Raw genomic sequence first — 18,987 nt, forward strand, 5'->3', positions numbered from 1 at the left:
TACTGAAATAGCTGAATAAATTAAGTTTTTTAAATTGGCATGCAAGTTGCATTGAGTGTTCAAAAATCTGCGCAAGTTTGAGCGAATTTGAATTTTAGGTGGGCTCGATGAGTATTTATGGTGCAATCAACTCTGCAACGACCGGTCTGGATGCACAGTCCAAGGCGTTGGAGAATATTTCCGGTAACGTGGCGAACTCCTCGACCACCGGCTACAAACGCCTCGACACAAGCTTCTCTGATCTCGTTGCCAGCACTGGCAGTCGTCAGAGTGAGCAGGTCTCGGGCACAGTTCTCGCAACGTCACGCGCGACGAATTACTTGTCTGGCGATATCACATCCGCTGATCGTAATACCTATATGGCGATCAATGGTCCTGGATACTTTCTCGTAACGAACCGGGATGGACTTACTCAGCAAACGCCTGAGAGCTACTACACGCGCGCTGGTGATTTTGAGTTGGATACTGAGCGTAACTTGGTCAACTCTGCTGGGTATTTCTTGCAGGGGTACCCAATCAATCCTGCAACAGGCGCTGTTAGCGATCGCCCGGAACCTATTCAGGTTTCCGATGCGCCGATGCCTGCCAAGCCATCAACTCAGATTGACTATCAAGCAAACTTGCCGTCTACGCCTACCACGGACAACTATGACACAACCGACGGTGCGCCAAATTCACAGTATGTGGATTTGAGTGTATTCTCGACAGAGGATACGCAGGCTACTCCAGTATTGGATGATGGTGGTTCACCAGCAACCATCTTAACTGCAACTAGTTTGCTTCAAGATTCAGATGAATTTAGTCCAGGTGATACTATAACATTAACTGTTGGCGCGCATTCTGCTGAAACGTTTACTGTTGGTGCTGATACTACAGTTCAAGATTTGCTTGATAAATTGAATAGTATGCACGGAGTGAGCGCTGAAATGCTGTCTACTGGTGCGATTAGTATTTCTTCGCTCGAAGATATGACATTTACAGGCGGCGCAACTCCAATCAACGTATCATTGACCGCTCAGCCGATCGCACCAGCTACTTCGGTTGATCGCACAGTTGTAACTGGCGATAAAGCTGATGACTTCATCAAATCATCCATCGCTGGTGGTCAGGAGACTGTTTACGATGAAAACGGTACTCCAGTTAACGTGGAGCTGCGTTGGGCTCTGAATGCTGAGAACAAGTGGTCGCTGTTTTACAACACGAACACCAAAGCAACCGGTGATGAGGTGGCTTGGAAAAAAGTCAGTGACATGACTTTTGATGCTGCAGGCCGTCTGACGTCTCCAGCTTCTGGTTTGGTTGAGATTCCTGATCTTGAAGTAAATGGCGTCGGAATGGGCGACATCACATTCAAGTTTGGTCAAGAAAACCTGACGCAGTACGAAGACACTATTGGTAACGCGACCAGCATCGATTTGTCTCAGGATGGTTTCCCATCCGGTACATTGCAGGATGTTTCCATCGATGCTGAAGGCAATGTGATTGGTAAGTACTCCAATGATAAATCACAGAAGCTCTTTAAAATTCCTGTAGCGACCTTTGCTGCCGAGCAGGAGTTGCAGCGTGTGGATGGTGCGGCTTTTTCTGAAACGTCGACTTCTGGTGAGCCAGATTTCCGTAATGGTGGAACCATTCGAGCGAAGGCGCTTGAAAGTTCGAACGCTGACATTGCAAAAGAGTTTTCGAAGCTGATTATTACTCAGCAGGCGTACTCTGCAAACTCTAAGGTTCTTTCCACTGCAAACCAGATGCTGGATTCGGTCCTTAACATTGTTCGATAGTTTGGTGATGAGGTAGGCAACCGCCTGCCTCTCATTGCTTTAAGGAGTTTGGAATATGACACTCGGTGCGGCTCTTAATGCAGCGATGTCGGGTTTGTCGCTCACAAAAGCTCAGCTCGCGGTTACGTCTAAGAACGTCGCGAACGCAAATGTTGATGGGTACACACTCAAGACCATTGTTGGAACTGAGGTTCATAATACCTCGACGTCCTCATCGTCTGTGCTGACCAATCAAGTTAAGCGGCAAGTCAACACCGAACTTCAATCTGCTTACTGGGAGAGCTTGAGCGATTCAGCTTACTCGACCCAATACAACGAGTACATCAAACAGCTTGATCAGATGTTCGGGAAAGTTGGAGATCCCAATTCCATCCCGAGCTTGATGAACAATTTCACAAATGCACTAACGTCACTGGCAACAGATCCAAGTTCTCAAAGTGCGCAGGAAGTTGCTGTAAATGCTGCGGAAGAGCTGTCTAGGAGTATAAACAGTTCTGCCGAGCAAGTGCAGGAAATGCGTCGTGATACGGATGCTGCAATTGCAGATGACGTTGATCAGGTGAATGCGATCCTCAAAGAAATTGAGAGCCTGGAAGATAGCATTATTGTTGAGCGCTCTGCTGGGCGTGAGACAGCTCATTTACAGGACCAGATGGATCGCCAGCTGGAAGCTCTCACAGAGAAGATGGATGTTGAGATTGATCAGGGTAATGACGGATTGCTCCGCATCTCAACGCAATCTGGGATTACTCTTTACAACGATCGAGCCTCAGAGCTTCAGTTCACGCCTAAGCCTACTCTTGGGGTTGGTGTTGAAGGAAACCCGATTGAGGTGAAGTCGCGCTCTGGTGCTGTCATGGAGCTCTCCAGCCATGACCTGAAAAGTGGTAGTATGGGAGCTCTTGTCGAGCTGCGGGACAATACTCTTCCAGAAACGCAAGCCCGGCTGGATGAACTGGCTAGTCAAATGGCGCTTTCATTGTCTCAGCAGACATCTGAAGGTGTTGCGGCGGATGATGGCGGTGCCCCTCCTGCTGCAACGGGTTTAAGTGTTGATACATCTAATCTCAATTCTTCTGGCGACACTATTGAGCTTGAGTTCAACGTTAATGGTGAGAGCCGGAAGGTTACGTTTGTAGCTGTTACCGATCCGAGTTTGTTGCCGCTTTCTCCAGATGTGACGGCTGATTCAAACGACATTGTTCATGGTCTTGTCATTCCTGCAACGTCTGCATCTCTCCAAAGCCAAATATCCAGTGCTCTTGGGGGTGGGTTTGACGTGTCGGTAGATGCCGGTGGGGAGCTGAAGGTTTTGGCTCCAACGAGCCCTGGGACTATTGAAGTTACCGGGCTTACTGCGAAAAATACACGAACAGTTACAGCAGCGGATGGGTCTGAGATTCCTCTTTTTGTAGACTCAAATGATGGTGGTGTTCCATATACAGGGGCCCTTGAAGAGGGTGGGCAGAAGACCGGTTTTGCGCAACGGATTACAGTCAATAAGGCGGTTCTGGATGATCCTGGTCTGTTGGCTGGCGAAACGGACAAGCAAAGCTCTGAGCGCGCAAATCTTCTGAAAGATCGGTTGACTAAGACCGAGTACACGTTTTCTCCGAGCTCAGGCGTGGGTGCGAAAAATGCGCCTTATGTGGGTACGATTTCTGACTTTGGCATTGAAACGGTCGTAAAGCAGAGTCAGATTGCGAGTGCTGCAACTTCAGCTGAAAGCAACTCCAAGGCTGTCACGAGCATTGCTAAAAATGCTTATGAGAACAGCTATAAGGTTGATGTAGATGAAGAGCTGGTTAAGCTGACTGAACTGCAAAATGCTTATGCCGCTAATGCGCGTGTTTTGTCAGCCATCGATGAGCTTTACGATACTCTATTCAGTATCAGATAATGTTGTTTTAGGAACTGGATACTCAAATGAATACAATTGGTTATTCAAAGTCACATAGTTATATGGTCGATCTCCTAATGCAGCAGAAAACGCAGCTGGAGAATAAATCCATTCAGCTGAGCTCAGGGTTGAAGTCTCAGACGTATGGCGGAATTAGTTCAGATTCCCGCATGGCATTGGAGTTGCGTCGGGAGATCTCAAACATTGGGATCTATGAGGATTCGAATGCGATCGCGAGTATTCAGCTGGATTTGATGGGTAAGTCTCTTGAGCACATGGAGAAGATGCGTGCTGAGAGTGTGAGCGCTATCGATGAGAATAACTATACGCTGACAACTGATGGCCAAACTACAAGTCAGCAAGCAACCGAAATCATGCTGCATGAGACGATCTCGCAGCTAAACTCAGAAGTGAATGGTTACTATCTGTTTGGTGGCAAGGATGCGACTGAACCTCCTGTAGCGTCGCTTGACGCAATTATGGATGGGCAAGGTGGTAAGCTTGGCCTCAAAGAGTTGATGAAGCGCTACGAAAACGCACATATCGGTGCTTCTGAAAATGGACGAATTGAGTCTAGCGTAACGAGCCCTGCTGGCGTGCCGACACTCACGTTGCAACAAGACAACGTTGAGGGATTTGGTTTTGAGATCAACTCCGTCACTGCATCCTCTACTGACGTGACTACCGCTGTTGTGCCCGAAGATGTTTCTGATCCACTCAACCTTCAGGGTAAGCAAGGGACGTTCGCTTTTAATGATACGCCTGTGGTTGGTGATACGATTGAAGTTGAGCTTGAACTTCCTGATGGCAGCATATCAGTAATCAAACTCACTGCCACGGATGATCCGGACGCAGGCGAAGGGACTTTTCTGATCGGCACAGGTGCCAACCCTACTCTTGAAAGTGCCCAGAATGCTCAAGCTGCTTTTGATAAGGCTATTAGCGGTATAGCTAAGACAGAACTTCGAGCGGTTGCTGATGTTCAGGCTGGTGAGGAGTTCTTTGGCAATCATGGGCGTACCGATCCAACGCCAAAAGTGCCGAAAGCAGATGGTTCTGGTTATGAGACAGGAACGGATCTTCTGGTGGATTGGTATACTGGCACCGAGAATGATGATGATCCGCGTGCTGACAAGGTTGTTCAGATTGATGACAACGTACGTGTTGAATACGGTGCTCGTGCAAATGAGAAAGCCTTCTCCGAGCAGTTGCAAAACCTAGCTGTATTTGTTGCGGCAGACTTCACTGCAGAGACGCCTGATGCTGCTGCTAGTGAAGCGGAAGCTAAAGCTTACTACGCTGCTTTGGCGAGCAAGAGTGATGATGCACTTTCTGTGGCTGGAGATCGTAACTCGGGAATTCAGAGTGTCGCCTCTGAAATGTCCGTTGTGAACACCACTGTGGTCCGCACTGTGGAGCGTCAGAAGCAAGAGTTACTGACCTACCAGAATACGCTGACGGGCTTGGAGAACGTCGATAAAACTGAAGTTGGTACAGAGATAGCTGTCTTGAGTACCGATTTGGAAGCCTCCTATCAGGCGACTTCGATGCTCTTGAACTTAAGCATGACGAACTTTTTGAGATAACAAAAAGCCTCCTGAAAACGGAGGCTTTTTACTTTAGATGTTTGCTTTCTGCCCTCTAAGGCCAGCTGCCAGAGACTTGTTAATGCTGATCATGGTCTCTAGCGCTTCAGGCTCTGCTCCACCCATCATTTCGATAGTTCTGTTAAACATAAACAGCGCTAGATTTGCGATGTTGTTTTGGAGCTCAAGCGGCAACTCGCTGTGGTGTGCTGTTGCCTCAGTTACAAAGATTGTCCAAAGCGTACGATTGAATATGAGTGTTTCATTGCGTTCTTCGCGCGAAACTGTATCCCACTCACGTTGCAGCACAGAAAGGCGTGCTGCAGCTTTCATCAGAGCTTCAGCTTCCAGAGCCCTCGGATCCGCTGAGGCCGAGGTGTTCGCGGACTGCTGATATGCCTGAGTTGCTTGTTGATACATGACTTATCAAAGTCCTTTCATATTCAATCAGTTTCTTCGCGAGCTTCAGGGCGCGATAGAGCTCTTCCCGCAATATTGCTTGGCTGATATCACTGATAAGGTCGCGCGTGCTTGGTGCGGCCTGCAAGATCTTCCCAATAACGTCGAAGTACTCTTTCTGAGTAACCGTTATGTCTTGCTTTAAATACATAACCTGGACTGCAAGGTAGACCTGTTGTGCCATTGTGCTAGCGTCTTCAGGCAGCAGAATATCTTTCTCACGGAGGATCGGTGCGTCGCCTTGTATGAAAAAGCGTGCACGCTGCTTGTCGTTGGTGATAAGTGTTTCACCAACAATCAATTTTTCTCCGGGTTTCAGTTCTACTTTTAGTGCCATGCAGCCTCCTTCAAAGCACTCTTAACTATGATAGCAACCAAAAGGTTAATCTAGTTAATTCTTACGAGTTATTCAGCGATTTATTTCGAATTTTGATCAAGTTTAGAGCGTTTCTGAATTGAATTTCCTGAACCCGACTTGATACATGACAGATTGAGTTGTTTGCGAGGTTTATCAAAGTACTGACCCAAGAAATATGCACAGACAATATTGGCGTGGTATCTAAATTACCCGCTGAGTTATCTAGCTGAATTAATTGAGTAAAATTTTCATTTTTAAGATGTGCACTGTGATCACCACTACAATCCCTGATTTATTAAGCGCTTGTTAACACGTTCCCCCTTTACTCGCAGGACGGGTAATTGTACCCAATTAAAACTCAGTAATTATTTGCTGCGTTTGTGACCCAGAAAGGGTCATTCATTATCCTAGAAGGGAATTATAAAATGGCTGATATTACACTCACCGCAGCGGTGCGCACGAACCTGAACACACTTCAGAGCACTGCTTCTTTGATCAGCGATACTCAAGAGCGTCTTTCCACTGGTAAGAAAGTTAACTCTGCTCTTGATAACCCGAATTCATTCTTCACCGCATCTTCTTTGAACTCTCGTGCATCTGACCTGAGCAACCTTCAAGATGATATCGGACAGTCTGTTTCTACATTGGAAGCTGCTGATAAAGGTATTAACGGGATCGACAAGTTGCTTGATGCTGCAAAAGGTAAAGCAAATCAGGCGCTGCAGACCAAAGATACCGATACCCGAGCTAAGTATGCTGCAGAATATAACGAGCTGCTTACTCAAATTGAAGATATCGCTAAAGATTCTGGCTACAAAGGTAAAAACCTTCTCGGTGGTGACGGTAACGACCTAAAAGTTAAGTTCAACGAAGATGGGTCTTCAGATCTGAATATCACTGCGGTTGATTATACTGATCTTGATTCAGATAACGCATCTTTCAAACTGGACAGTATTGGCGCTACTGTAAAGTCTCAAGAAGAAGTGGATTTTGCTCATAATATTGTTGAGCTAGGTCTCGGGGCTGAGAAGTTTACGGGTAGCATTGCCGTTACGGGCGCGACTAGTCAGTCATCTGACCTTGCTGGTCTTGAGGGGCTTGCCGCTGGTGATGACCTAGAATTTACTGTCGATGGCCAAGATTATGTGTTTAAAATTGGAACCGATGGCGACTCTGTAGATGATCTGGCTCAATATTTAAATGATATTGATGGCGTTTCTGCATCTGCTGGCCTGTCTGGGACAATTGAAATTAGCTCTGACAATGACATCGCATTTGATGTAACGGAACTTGATGGCGGTACTAGTGACGGTGCTGCAATTCGTAGTGCCTCACTCACTGCTGGAACACTGACTGATAGTACTGATCTCAACAGCCTTGAGGGTTTTGCTAACGGTGACCTCATTACTTATAAAGCCGATAATGGCGAAGAAAAAGTTTTGAAGGTTGAAGATGGCGTAAAGGTTAGTGATTTAGAAGCAGCGCTTGAAAGTGTCGGCGATGTCGATGTACAGGTGGCAGGCAATAGATTACAAATTGACGCTAATGACGTTGATCTTAAGATTGGCTTCCGTCAGGGGTCTGGTAATTCCACGAATGGTGCAGAACTCGGCTCTGGTGGTGGCGTGACTGTAGATAAAGACACTCAAGCGCAACAGCAGCGTGTCGGTAGCGGTTGGGGCGACGATAGCCTTATCGAGGATTCTCTTGAACAGATCCGCCAAGCTCAGTTGGATCTACGCGCTCAGGCCTCTACCTTCGGTACCAACTTGTCCGTTGTGACTAACCGTCAGGACTTCACTCGTGACCTAATCAATACGCTGGAAGTTGGTGCTGGTAAGTTGACACTGGCAGATAGCAACCTTGAAGGTGCGAACTTGTCTGCTCTGAACACTCAGAACCAGATTGCTACTTCTACTCTGTCTCTGGCAACTCAGGCTGGTCAGTCTGTACTGCAGCTTATCCGATAAGCTTCGTTTCAGATTTAGATTTTGGGAGAACGCGCTCATTTTGGGCGCGTTTTTCTTTTGAGTTGGTGTGTGCGTTGTTTTGCGTTTGCATAGCGGGTGGGCCGTTTTTATGTTGTGTTATCGCACACAAAAAAGAGCCGTGCAGCGGGGGCGGCAGGGCTCTTAGTTTAAGTCATTTTGGGGCGTAGAACGCGTTCAGCTTAAGCGGCGTGCTCTTGCTGTGCAGTTGCTTGCTTCACTTCGTAGGCTGTTGGCTCGATAGCTTTTGCTTCGCCACCCAGATTACGCTTTTCCTGTGCTTGTAGCACTTCGTCCAGGAAGGCCTGAATGCGGCGAGCGTTTTAGAGGGAAGTTCATAAATAACTTCGCCTTCTGGCTGCTGTGTCATCGCATAAATCAGCTCTTCGGATTCCTCATCATAATTGTATCCGCGTTCGACGCGGCTCTCTTCACCCTTTGGTTTGCTCGGGATGATGCCTAAGCGAGAGTCTGAGAGATAAGATTTCTCGGAGGCGGTTGAGTTTTCGGAGGATTCTGAGGAAGCGGTGACGGCCTGTGCACCGGCGAGTTCAGTTTTGACCTGTTCGGTATCCGACTTCACAGGTGCGGCCTGTGTTGTTAGTGCTTGATGTAAGAGTGTTGGTCTTTGTGCGACTATTTCCATAATGTCCCCCACGTTTTCATTCTCGGACAACTTTATGGGGAATGTTCTTAAATAAGATTAATCTTAACGCTCGAAATTTACTAAATATTTAGAGAAATAGTACTGAAAACCGCCAAATACTCTTATTTTTCAGGGAGCGTTTGAGCGGTCTTCAGGGTATTTCGTTAATATGCACGCTTAATATAGCGTGGATCAGAGGGTTTGGTTAACAGCTATGCCCTGGGCGGATCTTTGCGGTGCGCTCATCATGCCGTTTGCGCCGTAACCTCTTGTTTTCATTTGTGATCCGACAGCCTTAGCAACGGTTTCAATAACGTTGTCAGTGACCGAGCGTGCCGTTGAGACAACTTGCAGGTTGGTCTGCAGAATTGGTCTCAGATTGCCGTGGCGCTCGCGCATACGTTGAATGGACTGAGGAGCGAGATTGCCCAGTGCAATTGCATTGGCGCTCGCGACACGAATGCCGGAGAGGTAAGACTCGATCGCGGCATGCTTCTTGGGGGCAACTGTTGGAAGCTCTGAAATCTGGCCGTCTCGAAGCAGTTCTGTTTCTGCTTCGATGATGGTGACCAGATTGTCCATCGCCGTTTCAAAGTTTTCGCAGAAGACCTCAGCCTGCAGCCGGGTTTGGATCGGTTCTTCTTCAAACGATACTGTACTCTGAACAGTTTCAGCCTCGTAATGATTGGTCATACTGCGGTCTCTTGAAGTTGTAGTAATTGCGAATGAACTGAAGCTGCAATACCAATGCCGCCAGATTGAGACATTGTGTTGGCGTACTCATTGATCAGCATGGATTTCCACGCATCTGAGCCTTCTTCAGTGCCGAATGTTCCGCCTTCATCCAGGCCGGTGAACATGTTCTGCAGCATCTCATTGAGGAATACAGACTCGAATTCCTTAGCTTTTTCCCAAAGCGGGTCTTTGCCTGCGGGTGCGTTGCCATTTGCCTTAGCGCCGTTGATCAGCTCAGCTGAGCTTGCCAGAGCAGGCGAGGGGAGTTGCGCTTGTTGCAGCATTAGAGAACCTCAATTTCTGCCTGGAGGGCGCCAGCGGCTTTGATTGCCTGTAGGATGGAGATCAGATCTCTTGGGCCAATGCCCAGAGCGTTCAGGCCATCTACGAGTTGTTGAAGTGTGATTGTCTCATTGACCAGTGCGAGCTGGCGGTTGTCTTCGGTCACCTGAACATCTGAGCGCGGTACGGCTGCCGTGTCCCCTTGCGCAAATGGCAATGGCTGAACGATCTCAGGCGATTCTGCGATTGTTACGGTCAGGTTGCCTTGTGCGACAGCGACAGTTGAGACTTTTACCTGCTGTCCCATGACGATGATGCCGGAGCTTTCGTCGATGACGATTTTTGCAGGCAGGTCTGGTTCCACGATGAGCTGTTCAATATCGGTGATGAGATCAACAATGTTGCCATCGAACTGCTTTGGCAGAGTCAGGCGAACAGTCGCTGGATCCAAGGGTTCGGCGGTAGGCAAACCAATCAGCTCATTGACTGCGATTGCGATGCGGCGTGACGTGGTCAGGTCCGGGTTGCGCAGAGCAAGGCGAATGGAGCTGAGTGAAGAGAGTTTGAATTCAACTTCACGTTCAACAAGTGCGCCGTTTGGAATGCGGCCTGATGTTGGGACGCCGCGAACGACAGAAGCGGCTTCGCCCTGTGCTGCAAAGCCAGCAATCGCCAGTGGGCCTTGTGCGATGGCGTAGGCTTCACCGTCAGCGCCCATCAGTGGGGTTACCAGCAGTGTGCCGCCCTGCAGGTTCTTGGCGTCCCCCAATGCGCTCACGGTGACATCAATGCGGGTACCTTGTGTCGAGAACGCAGGGAGGTTGGCTGTTACCATGACGGCAGCGGTGTTTTTGGTGTTCAGGTCGGCTTCGTTGGTGTTGACGCCCAAACGCTCCAACATGGCCTGCAAAGATTGCCGAGTGAACGGTGAGGCGTTCAACGAGTCACCTGTGCCCTGAAGGCCGACGACAAGGCCGTACCCAATCAACTGGTTGTCTCGGATGCCTTCAAAATCGGCAATGTCCTTGATCCTGGAGGCGGCGTTTGCCTGTAAGGTCGCGCCAAAAAGGATCAGCAATGCCGTTGCGGCGATTCTACGTAAACTTGCGAAAGAGCGCATTGGTACCCGGCTATACAATTCACACTTGCCGCAATTATGCGAGAATTGTGCCAGTTGCCGGGCGTTGTTTGCTAATTTTTAACCTGCTGAATTTACTAGATATTTTTAGTAGGGGGTGGATAAAAGTTAAAGCACTGCAAATTTTAATGCGGCAATTGTTGCCTGCTTGGTAAAGTTTTTGCGTGATCAGCTCGGCAAATGCGTTCGGGTTTAACTTGTTGTCCAATAATAAAACTCTGAGGGTAAGGTTTTGCTTGTACGCAGCACTCCAGTTTCTGGTTTGAACTCCACGAGTAAAGTGGGCACAAAACGTCGTAAGGGTTCTGAAGGCGAGCAGGCGGGTGCGTTTGCTGTCGAAGAAGAAACCACGACTGTTGCGCAGTCTCAGGCTGGTGTCCCAACCCCTTCACTTCAGGGTGTTGATTCCCTTCTCGCGCTTCAGCAGATGGACGTGCAGGTTGATGACAAGCGCCGTGCTGTTCAGCATGGAAACAAGCTGCTCGATCAATTGGATGCGCTGCGGATTGATTTGCTGCAGGGTAAGGTGCAACCAGAGCGTCTGGAACGGCTTGTTGGTAACTTGTCCATGCAGGTGAAGAGCGGCAATCCTGGCCTCGACAAGGTTGTCGAAGATATTGAATTGCGTGCAAGAATCGAGCTTGCAAAGCTTGGTCACTACGTAGAATAGCCTATCTAGTTACGGTAGTTATGAAGGTTTCCAACCGCATAAGTTGCTGAATACACTGAATAATTGTGTTCTTAGACAATTTCATCTTTTTAGTAGATTGTTGTTTCAGGTTCCTCTCGTTATATTCCAGCCGCCAATATAAATAGGCGGAGTTTCAGATGGCAGTTGATGTCGCAATTGATTATCGTCCATCTCCGGATGAACCATTCATGAACGACCAACAGCGCGAGTACTTTCGTAGAAAGCTGCTTGCGTGGAAGGAAGATATTCTGAAAGAGAGCAAGGAGACCCTTGCTGCGCTTCAAGAAGAGAGCACAAATCATCCAGATCTGGCTGACCGTGCTTCTTCTGAAACCGATCGGTCGATTGAGTTACGTGCGCGCGACCGGCAGAGAAAGTTGATTTCCAAAATTGACGCTGCTCTTGCTCGCATTGAAGACGGATCCTATGGCTATTGTGAAGAGACTGGCGAGCCAATCTCTGTACGCCGACTGGATGCGCGACCTATCGCTACGCTCTCTATCGAGGCCCAGGAAGCCCACGAGCGTCGCGAGAAAATCTATCGGGATGACTGATCCTCTGGGAGACAGGATATCGCCTTTCAAGCTGTGGTCCTAATATTGTAGGCACTATTACTTGAAGTATGACTTTACGAGGGAAGCATGGCTCTGCTGTGCTTCCCTTGTTTCGTTTTTGGGGTGGGGCTGGTGCCTTTAAAAGAAAACGAGCCCGGCATGCTGGGGAGCATTGTGCCGAGCTCGCTTTATGTACCGCTCAAGCCGGGGAGCTTATTGAGCGGCGTTGGGTTCTTTGAACTTTAGAATGGAAGAACGATGTCGAGCACCTGGCTGCCATAGCGTGGTTGCTGCGCGACAGAAATCTGTCCGCGGCCACCGTAGCCGATGCGTGCTTCAGCGATCTTTGTGCTCTCAACTGTGTTGTCTGATGCAATGTCTTGTGGGCGGATGACGCCTGCTACGATCAACTCGCGAACTTCATGGTTCACGCGGACTTCCTGACGGCCTTCGATGACAAGGTTTGAGTTTGGCAGAACCTGTGTCACCACAGCGGCGACCGTTGTCTTCAAGCTCTCCGTGCGGTCGATTGAGCCGCTGCCCTGAAACGTGTCAGAGCTGTTGATGGAGGCGAGGGCATCAGCAGATGCGCTCGCAGGAAGGGCCAGTGTGTTGATCGCTGCGCCCAGTGCGCCACCAGCACCGGAGTTCTTTGCATCACTGCGGGAGCTTCTGGAGGAGTTCTCGAAAGCTGCTTCGTCAGAGATTGTGACGTTGACTGTTACGATATCGCCAATGCGCTTTGCGCGCTGATCCTGAAAGAATGCACGGTTGCCTGTGCGCCAGAGTGAGTTGGCGTTGTAGCGTTCCGTTTCCTTCACTGGCATCGGCATCTGAACAGGGCGATAGCCCGGCTGGGTGCGTGGATCCTGAATTGCAGTCAATGCAGGTTCCTGACCAACCTTGGAAAGCTTGTCAGCTGTTTCGCAGCCCGCAAGAGCCAGGAAGCCAATCGCAACAGCTGCGTATTGCTTGAGTTTGTGTGCTGAAGAAGTTCTGGACATCAACGGTTCCCCAGTACAGCCGCGACTTGCGTGTTGGAGGTGGTTACAACGGCAATGTTTTTGCCAATCACCTCTGCAAGGATTGTTTTCTTTGAGGTTGGGTTCAGAATCTCGATCAGGTCGTTTTTGCCGCCTTCTGATTTGGCTTTGCCCTGCGTGGAGATGTTCATGCCCGGGATTTTGTAGAGCACAGTCACCTTCGCGCCGCGTTTTACCAGAACAGGTGTGCTGACGTCGCGTGGGGTGATTGTAGAGCCGGAGCGCATGTTGCGGCGCACTTCCATGCCGATGAGATCGGCAGCAGCAAGAAACTCACGTCCTGCATATCGAGATGCTGGTTTGCGTTCCTGGCGAACATCCTTCGCAGTGATGATCGCGCCGCGATCCAGATTGCGAGCGAGTGTTGTGATGGAAACCATTTGAGAAGCGTTGCCAATAACGGAAATCGGCTTGCTCTGGCCTTCCTGTACGACGTTCAGAATCGCTTTGAAGCGTGCTGTTCGTGGTGTCCAGTTGATGTGGCCAATGGTCAGCGGTGAAATGGCGTTTGCGTCTGCCTGCAAGTTCACCGGAAGTGGTGAGCTGAAGGAGATCTCGATTTCATCCGGCTGTACGCTGGCGCGCTCAGCAAATGCATTGCGCAGAATGTCTGTGATCAGCACTTCATCAACCGGAATGGACAGGCGGTGCACGCTTACGGTGGTGAGGCCGTTGGTGTCTGCCTGAATGAAGCCAGCTGCTTGTGCCTGCTGCGCGATGATCAGCGCTGAAACGTTACCTGTAGTTCCCAGATCTGGGCTGCGGAAGATTGGTGTTTGGGCCAAGTCTCCAGCTTCGGTGTAAAAATCACCGATGGTCACAACTGGGCCGGTGACGTTCACTGTTGGACGCAGGGTTGGAGCGGCGATTGCATTGCCAGCTGCCAGTGCGATCAGGCCTGCGAAAAATGTGCTTGCCAGCTTTCTCATCAGATCAACTCCTTAGCGAAGGTTCGTTGTCGTGGAGTACATCTCATCGGCTGCCTTGATGATCTTGGAGTTCATCTCGTAGGCGCGCTGAGCGGAGATCAGGCTGGAAAGTTCGGTCACAGCATCAACGTTTGATGATTCCAGGTGGCGCTGCAAAATATTGCCGAAGCCAGCGGTGCCCGGGTTGTTGAGCTGTGGTGGGCCGCTTGCTGGTGTTTCGAGGAACAGGTTGTCGCCGATTGCCTCAAGGCCTGCCTGGTTGGTGAAACGGGCGGTTTCCAGTTGGCCGAGGTTCAGAACCTGATCATTGTCGTCCATAGCCTGCACGAGGCCCTGAACGTTGATGGTTACATCACGAGCGTTGTCTGGAATGGTGATGCCTGGCTGAACGGGATAGCCGTCTTTTGTCACCAGCTGGCCGGTCTGAGAGCGGGCGAAGGAGCCGTCACGGGTGTAGCCGATTGTTCCGTCCGGGCGCTGGATCTGGAAGAAGCCTTCACCGCGGATGGTTACATCGTATTCGTTGCCGGTCTGGGTGACGGAGCCCGGTGACATGATGCGGGTTGTTGCAGCGGTGCGTACACCTGAGCCAATCTGCACACCGTTTGGAACGATGGTACCTGCATCAGAGGTTTCGGTACCCATGCGACGCTGGTTTTCGTAGAGCAGATCCTGAAAGTCTGCGCGCTGGCGTTTGTAGCCAGTGGTGCGCATGTTAGCCACGTTGTTTGAAATGACTTCGACGTTTAGTTCCTGTGCTTTCATGCCGGTTGCGGCGATGTGTAGGGCTTTCATGGTCCTGCTCCTTAAGCTTCAACCGATCCAAGTTCGCGGATGGAGCGCTGACGGAGTTCGTTGCGCTGCGACATCATCTTGGACACGCTTTGATATTGACGGGTGATTTCGATCATGCGGGAGATTTCGCGAACGCCTTCCACGTTGGAGCCTTCAAGAGCTCCCTGAATGACGGTCGGGTTGTTTGCTGGGATCGGGTTCAAGCCGGAAAACAGGTTTACGCCAACGTGCTTGAGCTCTTGGCGGTTGTCGAAGGTGTAAACATCCAAGCGGCCAATTTCGCCTTGACCCGTGGAGATAACGCCTTCTTTGGTGATGGTGATTTCACCATCTTCAAGATTGATTTGGATTGGAGCGCCATCAGCCAGAACTGGCAGGCCGCCGTCCGTCACGAGTGTGCCTTCAGGGTCAATCGCAAGGCTACCGGCGCGTGTATAGAACTGCTCGCCCTCGGCTCCAGTCACAGCAAGATAGCCGTCACCTTCAATTGCAACGTCCAGCGGATTGCCGGTCAGTTGAATTGAGCCCTGAGTCAGAACTGTTGCCGTGCCCACATCCTGCGTAAAGGATAGAGGGCGGTCCGGGCGCTGAAACTCAGTCGCCTGTGCGGTTGGCATCAGGTATTCCTCAAAGATGAGCCTTTGAGCCTTGTAGCCAGTCGTATTGATGTTAGCCAGATTGTTGGCCACCACATCCAAGTTCCGACGAAGGGCACTTTGACGTGACAAGCCGATCAGCTGTGCGTTTTCCATTTTATGCTCCCCAGCATTGCGACAGGTCTCCCCAGACCCGCAGCGCCAAGGTTCTTGCAGGAGTTGTGCCAGTTTGAGACTTTGGCTGAATTCTGCTGTTTTGATGGAGTGGGAGGCAAAATATCTGTTAAGTATCTGATAAAATATGCCTACTTTAATTTCCTAGTGGGCAAAAATTGCTTAGTAATGACGTATTAACCATTTGGTAATCTTTGTTAACCAATTAGGTTATATTAACAATTGTTAAACCTTTGATTGCGATTCACCGGGACGCAAAAATGGCAGATGCAGAACTGCAAAATACCGAGGATGAGGGTAAATCCGGCAAGCGCAAGATCGTGATCGGTGCGATTGCTGGCGTTTTGCTGTTAACCCTTGGTGTGGGCGGTGCATATGTAATGGACTGGATCAATCTGGGTGACACTGCGACCGTCAAACGAGCTGATGGTACGGTGGAGCAGATTGAAACCAAGCCTGTCGTTTTCTACGACCTGCCAGAAATGACGGTGAACCTTTCTACTCAGGGTCGCACAACCTATCTGAAAGTCCGCATCGCTCTTGAAGTTGAGAGCGACAGCATGGTTTCTCAGGTGGAGCCGTACCTTCCTCGCATTCTTGATGCTTTCCAGATCTACCTTCGCGAGCTGCGCCCTGCTGATCTTGAGGGATCTGCTGGTCTGTTCCGCTTGAAGGAGCAACTTCTGCGCCGCATCAACTCTGCAATCTATCCAGCCAAGGTCGAAGGGGTTCTCTTTAAAGAGATCCTGATCCAGTAGGGGAGCGGCATATGTCAGATACCGATAGCCTCCCTGAAAACGAAAACATGGACGACGCTTGGGACGCAGCCCTTTCTGAAGGTGGCAGCGGTGATAGCGACGAAGACCTTGCTGCTGCCTGGGGTGCTGCGCTTCAGGAACAAGGTGTAGAGGGCGGCGAAGAGGCTGCAGCTCAATGGGCTGCCATGATCGATGACAGCGAGCCGGACCTTGAAAGTGCGTCTCGTGGTGCGGACCGTATCCTCAATCAGGAAGAGATCGACAACCTTCTGGGCTTTACGCTGGATGGTTCTCTGACCGGTGATGAAGGCGGTATTCGCGCGCTTATCAACTCGGCGATGGTGTCTTATGAGCGCCTGCCGATGCTTGAGATTGTCTTTGACCGTCTTGTGCGTCTGACAACGACTTCTCTGCGCAACTTCACGTCGGATAATGTTGAAGTCTCTTTGGACTCCATGACCAACGTGCGGTTTGGTGATTATCTGAACTCCATTCCACTTCCTGCGATCCTTGGTGTGTTCAAGGCAAAGGAATGGGACGGGTTTGGTCTTGTTACCGTTGAAAGCTCTCTGATTTACTCCATCATTGACGTATTGCTCGGCGGTGGTCGTGGGTCTTCACCAACACGTGTTGAAGGGCGTCCTTACACGACAATTGAGAGCAATCTGGTTCGCCGGATGATCGAGATCATCTTGCTGGATGCTGAGCAGGCTTTTGGGCCGCTTTCTCCAGTAAGCTTCCCGCTTGAACGTCTTGAGACGAACCCACGCTTTGCTGCTATCTCCCGTCCGGCAAACGCTGCTATCATGGTTGAGCTGCGTATCGACATGGAAGATCGCGGCGGCAAGGTTGAGATTGTTCTGCCTTATGCGACCCTTGAACCTATCCGTGACCTGCTTCTGCAGATGTTCATGGGTGAGAAGTTCGGGCGTGATCCTATTTGGGAAGAGCACCTTGCAACGGAGGTTTACTCCTCTGAAGTGCAAGTTGATGCCGTCCTTTACGAAAATACTATCCCGCTCCAGCGGGTGTTGAATCTGGAAGTTGGTCAGACATTGCTGTTTGATACCGGCCCGCGTGATCCCGTTCAGGTGAAATGCGGTGGGGTGCAGTTGACAGAAGGCCTCATGGGCCATGTTGATGACCGAATTTCTATCGAAATTTCAAAGAAGCTGAAGCAGCCGAAAATGACGCTCGCCGCTTTTGAGAAGTCCCTGCAAAGCGAACTGGAGACAAACTAGTCATGTCCCTAGGTCTTATCATTGAATGCATTGTTGCTGTTCTTCTGGTGATCACCATCGGCTACTGCTGGACGCTTAACCGACGTCTCAGCCGCCTGCGGTCTGATGAAGAGTCCCTGCGTGCCACGATTTCTGAGCTGATTACAGCAACGGAAATTGCAGAGCGCGCGATTCTGGGTCTCAAGTCCACTGCTGGCAACGCGGACCGTACTCTTGGTGCGCGCCTTGGAGAGGCAGAGGCTGTTTCCCGCAAGCTGACTGATCAGTTGGGTGCTGGTGAGGATGTTCTGGACCGTATCGGCGGCGTTGCTGATCGGGCTCTGGCAGATCGTGATACGCGTGTGGCTGCGCCTGCTGCCCATGCTGCTCCTGCTTCGCGCACATATGAGACCGCAGCTGAGGGACTTGCTGCTGGAATCATTGCGGATCAGGAATTTGCTCAACCGGTTGAACCGCGCAGTGCGCCAGCTCCAAAGGCACCAGCACGCTCTGTGACCCGCGATATTCGCGAGGCTGCTAACGAATCTGCTGCGCGTCTTGAGCGCTTTCGCAGGCAAGCGCAGGACCGCGTAGCATGAAACTGAGACTTCTTCCGATCGTCGTTTTTGCTGGTAGCTCCCTCCTTGTTTTGAAGCTGCTTGGGTTCTTTCTGGGTGATACCTATCCGATCGGTGCTGTTCGTGTTGCGGATGCTCAGCAGTCCGCACCTGCTGTGGCTGAGACGGAAGCGGTACCAGATCCAAGCGTGCTGCCAAATCCTTCTGGTGCCAGGAAAATTCAGGTTGCTCAGAATGCTGAAGGTGTGAAGAACAGTGGTGTTCCGACCAACTCTGTGTCTGAACTTGCTGTTCTGAACAGTCTTGGGAATCGCCGTGATGCGCTGAACCAGCGTGAGAAAGATCTGGAGTTGCGTGCGCAGGTTCTTGCCGCGGCTGAAGCGCGCTTGAACAAGCGTTTTCAGGAGCTGAAAGCGCTGGAAGCGAAGATCGATTCTGAAGTTGAGCGCAAAGAGAAGCAGGCTGCAGAAGAGATCATGGATCTGGTGAAGATCTATGAGAGCATGAAGGCAAAAAATGCTGCACGTATCTTCAACCGTCTGGATCTGGACATCATGCTGAAAGTGGTCAAGCAGATGCAGCCGCGTAAGATGGCGGATGTGCTTTCCGAGATGGATCCGGAGATGGCTGAGCAGCTCACTATTGCTTTGGCGGCTGGTGAAAGCCGCAATGTGAAGACCACTTCCACAATTCTCCCGAAGATTCAGGGGAATTAACGGAACCAATTGGCGGTTTTTCGCTCCTGATGCTGGAGTCTGTAAGCTTGCGTTAATAGC

The 18,987-nt window shown here is 50.3% G+C and carries 20 protein-coding genes; 10 read left to right on the plus strand and 10 right to left on the minus strand.

All coding sequences use genetic code 11. The features are described 5' to 3' along the window. Positions 1-107: 107 nt before the first annotated feature. The 3 genes from JCM12308_RS02365 (at position 108) to JCM12308_RS02375 (ending at position 5,267) form a co-directional block, all read left to right on the plus strand. Positions 108-1,781 (plus strand): flagellar hook-basal body complex protein, encoded by a 1,674-nt coding sequence (locus JCM12308_RS02365; RefSeq protein WP_054782744.1) that lies wholly within the window; start codon positions 108-110, stop codon positions 1,779-1,781. A 55-nt stretch (positions 1,782-1,836) separates the two neighbouring features. Continuing rightward, positions 1,837-3,681 (plus strand): flagellar hook-associated protein FlgK, encoded by a 1,845-nt coding sequence (gene flgK / locus JCM12308_RS02370; protein ID WP_054782745.1) that lies wholly within the window; start codon positions 1,837-1,839, stop codon positions 3,679-3,681. Between the two features lie 62 nt (positions 3,682-3,743). After that, positions 3,744-5,267, plus strand: coding sequence for a hypothetical protein (locus tag JCM12308_RS02375; protein ID WP_054782746.1), 1,524 nt, complete (start codon positions 3,744-3,746; stop codon positions 5,265-5,267). 33 nt (positions 5,268-5,300) lie between these two features. Here the strand turns inward: JCM12308_RS02375 and JCM12308_RS02380 are convergent, their stop codons facing one another. Together JCM12308_RS02380 and JCM12308_RS02385 are read right to left on the minus strand one after the other, a co-directional pair. Continuing rightward, positions 5,301-5,687 carry a flagellar biosynthesis regulator FlaF gene (locus tag JCM12308_RS02380; protein WP_083416685.1) on the minus strand — a complete coding sequence of 129 codons (387 nt, stop codon included), beginning with the start codon at positions 5,685-5,687 and terminating at the stop codon, positions 5,301-5,303. Next, the gene (locus JCM12308_RS02385; RefSeq protein ID WP_054782748.1) at positions 5,608-6,063 is read right to left on the minus strand and encodes a flagellar biosynthesis repressor FlbT; all 456 of its coding nucleotides are present in this window, start codon (positions 6,061-6,063) and stop codon (positions 5,608-5,610) included. The genes JCM12308_RS02380 and JCM12308_RS02385 overlap by 80 nt, the downstream gene beginning before the upstream one ends. Before the next feature lie 446 nt (positions 6,064-6,509). Here JCM12308_RS02385 and JCM12308_RS02390 point away from each other — a divergent pair, with 446 nt between their 5' ends. Then, positions 6,510-8,054 carry a flagellin N-terminal helical domain-containing protein gene (locus JCM12308_RS02390; RefSeq protein WP_054782749.1) on the plus strand — a complete coding sequence of 515 codons (1,545 nt, stop codon included), beginning with the start codon at positions 6,510-6,512 and terminating at the stop codon, positions 8,052-8,054. Between the two features lie 235 nt (positions 8,055-8,289). Here the strand turns inward: JCM12308_RS02390 and JCM12308_RS02395 are convergent, their stop codons facing one another. The 4 genes from JCM12308_RS02395 to JCM12308_RS02410 all read right to left on the minus strand — a co-directional run bounded on the left by JCM12308_RS02395 (position 8,290) and on the right by JCM12308_RS02410 (position 10,855). Next, complete coding sequence (locus tag JCM12308_RS02395; protein WP_208978197.1) at positions 8,290-8,718, minus strand: hypothetical protein; 429 nt, start codon at positions 8,716-8,718, stop codon at positions 8,290-8,292. A 192-nt stretch (positions 8,719-8,910) separates the two neighbouring features. Continuing rightward, a complete protein-coding gene (locus JCM12308_RS02400; RefSeq protein WP_014286466.1) occupies positions 8,911-9,411 on the minus strand; it encodes a hypothetical protein in 501 nt (166 codons plus the stop codon). Then, complete coding sequence (locus JCM12308_RS02405) at positions 9,408-9,737, minus strand: rod-binding protein (protein WP_054782750.1); 330 nt, start codon at positions 9,735-9,737, stop codon at positions 9,408-9,410. The genes JCM12308_RS02400 and JCM12308_RS02405 overlap by 4 nt, the downstream gene beginning before the upstream one ends. Continuing rightward, positions 9,737-10,855 carry a flagellar basal body P-ring protein FlgI gene (locus JCM12308_RS02410; RefSeq protein WP_054782751.1) on the minus strand — a complete coding sequence of 373 codons (1,119 nt, stop codon included), beginning with the start codon at positions 10,853-10,855 and terminating at the stop codon, positions 9,737-9,739. The genes JCM12308_RS02405 and JCM12308_RS02410 overlap by 1 nt, the downstream gene beginning before the upstream one ends. Before the next feature lie 250 nt (positions 10,856-11,105). Here JCM12308_RS02410 and JCM12308_RS02415 point away from each other — a divergent pair, with 250 nt between their 5' ends. Beyond that, positions 11,106-11,543, plus strand: coding sequence for a flagellar assembly protein FliX (locus tag JCM12308_RS02415; RefSeq protein ID WP_051125942.1), 438 nt, complete (start codon positions 11,106-11,108; stop codon positions 11,541-11,543). 158 nt (positions 11,544-11,701) lie between these two features. After that, positions 11,702-12,118: an RNA polymerase-binding protein DksA gene (gene dksA / locus JCM12308_RS02420; protein ID WP_008548072.1), complete on the plus strand. Its 417-nt coding sequence runs from the start codon at positions 11,702-11,704 to the stop codon at positions 12,116-12,118. Positions 12,119-12,360: 242 nt separating this feature from the next. Here the strand turns inward: dksA and flgH are convergent, their stop codons facing one another. Genes flgH through flgF form a run of 4 tightly spaced genes read right to left on the minus strand, consistent with a single transcriptional unit; the run spans position 12,361 to position 15,637 of the window. Next, complete coding sequence (flgH, locus tag JCM12308_RS02425) at positions 12,361-13,122, minus strand: flagellar basal body L-ring protein FlgH (protein WP_054782752.1); 762 nt, start codon at positions 13,120-13,122, stop codon at positions 12,361-12,363. After that, entirely contained in the window at positions 13,122-14,090 is a 969-nt protein-coding gene (flgA, locus tag JCM12308_RS02430) for a flagellar basal body P-ring formation chaperone FlgA (RefSeq protein WP_054782753.1), read from the minus strand. The genes flgH and flgA overlap by 1 nt, the downstream gene beginning before the upstream one ends. Positions 14,091-14,102: 12 nt before the next feature. Next, positions 14,103-14,885, minus strand: coding sequence for a flagellar basal-body rod protein FlgG (gene flgG, locus JCM12308_RS02435; RefSeq protein WP_008547920.1), 783 nt, complete (start codon positions 14,883-14,885; stop codon positions 14,103-14,105). Positions 14,886-14,896: 11 nt separating this feature from the next. Further along, entirely contained in the window at positions 14,897-15,637 is a 741-nt protein-coding gene (flgF, locus tag JCM12308_RS02440; RefSeq protein WP_054782754.1) for a flagellar basal-body rod protein FlgF, read from the minus strand. Between the two features lie 278 nt (positions 15,638-15,915). Here flgF and JCM12308_RS02445 point away from each other — a divergent pair, with 278 nt between their 5' ends. The 4 genes from JCM12308_RS02445 to JCM12308_RS02460 are packed head-to-tail and all read left to right on the plus strand — an operon-like array spanning position 15,916 to position 18,927. Beyond that, positions 15,916-16,413 carry a flagellar basal body-associated FliL family protein gene (locus JCM12308_RS02445; protein WP_008547501.1) on the plus strand — a complete coding sequence of 166 codons (498 nt, stop codon included), beginning with the start codon at positions 15,916-15,918 and terminating at the stop codon, positions 16,411-16,413. An 11-nt stretch (positions 16,414-16,424) separates the two neighbouring features. Continuing rightward, positions 16,425-17,654 (plus strand): flagellar motor switch protein FliM, encoded by a 1,230-nt coding sequence (gene fliM, locus JCM12308_RS02450; protein WP_008547509.1) that lies wholly within the window; start codon positions 16,425-16,427, stop codon positions 17,652-17,654. Positions 17,655-17,656: 2 nt separating this feature from the next. Further along, the gene (locus JCM12308_RS02455) at positions 17,657-18,232 is read left to right on the plus strand and encodes a DUF6468 domain-containing protein (protein ID WP_008548127.1); all 576 of its coding nucleotides are present in this window, start codon (positions 17,657-17,659) and stop codon (positions 18,230-18,232) included. Then, positions 18,229-18,927, plus strand: a complete 699-nt coding sequence (locus JCM12308_RS02460) for a MotE family protein (protein ID WP_054782755.1) — start codon at positions 18,229-18,231, stop codon at positions 18,925-18,927. The genes JCM12308_RS02455 and JCM12308_RS02460 overlap by 4 nt, the downstream gene beginning before the upstream one ends. Positions 18,928-18,987: the final 60 nt, after the last annotated feature.

The sequence above is a fragment of the Pseudovibrio denitrificans JCM 12308 genome (assembly GCF_001310815.1).
In the GTDB taxonomy this organism is placed as follows: Bacteria; Pseudomonadota; Alphaproteobacteria; order Rhizobiales; family Stappiaceae; genus Pseudovibrio; species Pseudovibrio denitrificans.